The 3,192-nt window shown below is 45.1% G+C and carries 3 protein-coding genes; all 3 read right to left on the bottom strand.

What is annotated here, in order from left to right; all coding sequences use genetic code 11:
• A partial coding sequence (locus tag ACESK1_RS12760; RefSeq protein WP_372920560.1) for a flavodoxin domain-containing protein occupies positions 1 to 315 on the bottom strand: 315 nt, incomplete at its 3' end.
• Between the two features lie 63 nt (positions 316 to 378).
• Positions 379 to 1,167, bottom strand: a complete 789-nt coding sequence (gene pflA / locus ACESK1_RS12755) for a pyruvate formate-lyase-activating protein (RefSeq protein WP_372920559.1) — start codon at positions 1,165 to 1,167, stop codon at positions 379 to 381.
• 102 nt (positions 1,168 to 1,269) lie between these two features.
• Positions 1,270 to 3,192: pyruvate formate lyase family protein (locus tag ACESK1_RS12750; protein WP_372920558.1), on the bottom strand; the 1,923-nt coding region annotated here is incomplete at its 5' end.

Here is a 3,192-nt window from a genome sequence, read left to right as displayed (position 1 = left end):
CAGGTAGGGATTGGTCTCGGGGGAATTCTTGTCCTCTTTGCGGGCCACCAGGTTTACAGAAAAAAAGGCGGTAGTAATCTTGCCAAGGCTTTCCTTGTTGTGTGAGACAAATTCCCTGATCTTGATATTATGTTTTCCGTAGCGTACACTTGCACCTATGATCAGGAGGTCAAATTCAGTAACATCTTCCTGGAAATCCTCAATGGAGAATAATCTAGCTTCTACATGCTGCTGCAACTGGTGCAGTAAGGCTTCAGAGATCTTTCTAGTTTGCCCATCCACACTGGAATAAATGATACCAAGCTTTTTTTCCATTGCACCCTGACTTTAGTTGAATAAAAATAGAAAAACCAGGAACAGGCATTTCGCTGCCCGTATTTAATTTACTCTTACTTCCTTAAAATATTTCCGTAGAATTTCAGCTGTAGCATCAAGTTTCTGCTGAGTTGGAGGTTCAATGCCTTTCAGCTTGTACTCCATTCCCAGGGCTTCCCATTTATGCACTCCCAGCATATGATATGGCAGCAACTCAATTCGCTCTATCTGCTTATAATCCTTGAAAAACTGTCCCAGTTCGTGCAAATGCTCCTCCTGGTCAGACCAGCCGGGAACCAGTACGTATCGCAGCCACATTGGTTTTCCTGATTCTTCCCGGTGTGCGGCCACCTTGAAGGTGTTTTTATTGGAAAGTCCCGTGAGTTTCCGGTGCCATTCTTCATTAAAATGTTTGACGTCCAGCATCAGTACATCTGTTTCTTCCAGCAGCTCTTTTGTTTGTTGGTCTATAAGTCGGCCGTTGGTATCAAGAGCCGTATTGATTCCTTCCTCGTGTAGTCTTCTGAAAAGTTGCTTCAGGGGCTTCCGCTGTAGCAAAGGTTCCCCGCCCGAAACGGTTACCCCTCCGGTTTTTCCGAAGTAGCGTTTCTGCCGGATCGCCCGTTCAACAATTTCTTCTATTTCTATAAAACTACCACCCTTCACATCCATAGTGTCGGGATTAGCGCAATAGAGACAACGAAATTGGCAGCCCTGAACGAACACCACCATCCTTATTCCGGGGCCGTCATGAGTCCCGAAACTCTCGATGGAATGAATCCTCAGTTGATCTGTTGTTCCCTCATTGAGCGGGGTAGCATCCTGGGAAACAAGTATTCCGTTTTTGATCATTTCGTTGTTCTTGAGAAGCAATTGAGAATTGAGTAACAGTACCGGAATGATTCTTAGGGAAAAATCAAACCGGTACCAAACCCAAAGCGCTACACTTAAATTTTACATTCTTTCGTGGAAGGTCCTTGTAATTACCTCCAGTTGATGTGCTTTAGACAGGCGGATGAAATTAACCGCATATCCTGAAACCCTTATCGTTAACTGCGGATAGTTCTCCGGATGCTCGTAGGCGTCCATCAAAGTTTCCCGGTTCAGCACATTTACATTAAGGTGATGTCCTTTATTGGAAAAATATCCATCCAGAAGGCTCACCAGGTTGCCTACCTGATCTTCAGGAGCGCTTCCCAAAGACTTTGGTACTATAGAGAAAGTATTGGAAATCCCGTCCATCGCATCGCGGTAATCAAGTTTTGCAACCGAATTCAGGGAAGCTATGGCCCCGTGGGTATCGCGCCCGTGAACCGGATTCGCTCCAGGAGCGAATGCTTCTCCGGCTTTTCTCCCATCGGGAGTGGCACCTGTCTTCTTACCATACATCACATTAGAGGTGATGGTAAGCAGAGACATAGTTGGCACAGCATTTTTATAGCATTTGTGCTTCGCCAGTTGGGTATAGAAAGTATGTGAAATATCTTTGGCAATATTATCTACCCAATCATCATCGTTTCCGAATTTAGGGAAATCTCCTTCGATCTCGAAGTCCACGGTAAGTCCATCCTCATTTCGGATTGGTTTAACGCGGGCGTATTTAATGGCAGATAAGGAGTCGGCGATGATTGAGATTCCGGCAGCACCATAAGCCATATCCACACCCGGATCGGAATCTAATAATGCCATCTGGGCTTTTTCATAATAATACCTGTCGTGCATGTAGTGGATGATATTCATAGTTTTAGAATATACCCTGGCAACTTCTGCCATTGCAGGCTTGAACTTTTCCATTACATCATCGTAATTCAGGTATTCTCCTTCAACCGGAGCAATATCTTTCACTATTTTTTTTCCTGAAATTTCCTCACGACCTTCATTCAGAGCCATCAGCAGAACTTTTGGTAAATTCACCCGTGCCCCAAAAAACTGAATTCTCTTTCCAAGATCCTGGTGAGAGACACAGCAGGCAATCCCGTAATCATCAGAGCCGCGGTATTCTCTCATCATATCGTCATTCATATACTGAATGGAAGAAGTATCAATAGAAACCTTAGAGCAGAATTTTTTAAAGCCTTCCGGAAGATTTTCAGCCCACAGAACGGTTAGGTTTGGCTCCGGGGATGGCCCGAGGTTATAAAGGGTTTGCAAAAAGCGGAAAGAAGTTTTAGTAACCTTGGTTCTTCCGTCTTCAAACTGCCCTCCAATGGCTTCGGTAACCCAGGTAGGGTCACCCCCGAAGATATCATCGTAGGCACCAGGTCTAAGGTGACGAACTATGCGTAATTTCATCACAAACTGGTCAACCAGTTCCTGGGCTTCCGCTTCGGTTATAAGTCCGCTGGCGAGATCTTTTTCAAAATAAATATCAAGGAAAGAAGAAACATTCCCCAGGGACATAGCAGCACCATCCTGCTCTTTTACGGCAGCCAGGTAGGCCATATACACCCACTGAACAGCTTCTCTTGCATTTTCGGCCGGGCGACCAAGTTCAAGCTCATATAAAGAACCTAATTTCTTGATGTCTTTTAAAGCAATGATCTGATCGTTTATTTCCTCGCGCAGGCGAATCTTGTAGTCATCCATTTCCCCTTCCACAGCAGCTTTATCGGCTTCTTTCGCCGCGATAAGTCGGTCGGCTCCATAAAGCGCAAGACGACGATAATCCCCGATTATTCTTCCGCGGGCATAATTATCGGGCAATCCCGTAAGAACCCCGTGAGAGCGGTAATCTCTTATTTCGGCATCATAAGCTGAAAACACTGCGTTGTTATGATCTTTAGTATAATTGAATAATTCTGTTACCCAATCGGCTACTTTCAGTCCTCTTTCAGCAACCGCGCCTTCTACAACGCGAATTCCACCGAAGGGTTTCAT

It is taken from the genome of Salegentibacter sp. (assembly GCF_041642575.1).
Classification (GTDB): domain Bacteria; phylum Bacteroidota; class Bacteroidia; order Flavobacteriales; family Flavobacteriaceae; genus Salegentibacter.
Note: the sequence above shows the minus strand (reverse complement) of the source record. Positions and strands in the feature narration are given on the sequence as shown.

Excerpts from the sequence above, each read along its gene's own strand:
- pflA (WP_372920559.1), bottom strand. The coding sequence starts at position 1,167 with ATGATCAAAAACGGAATACTTGTTTCCCAGGATGCTACCCCGCTCAAT.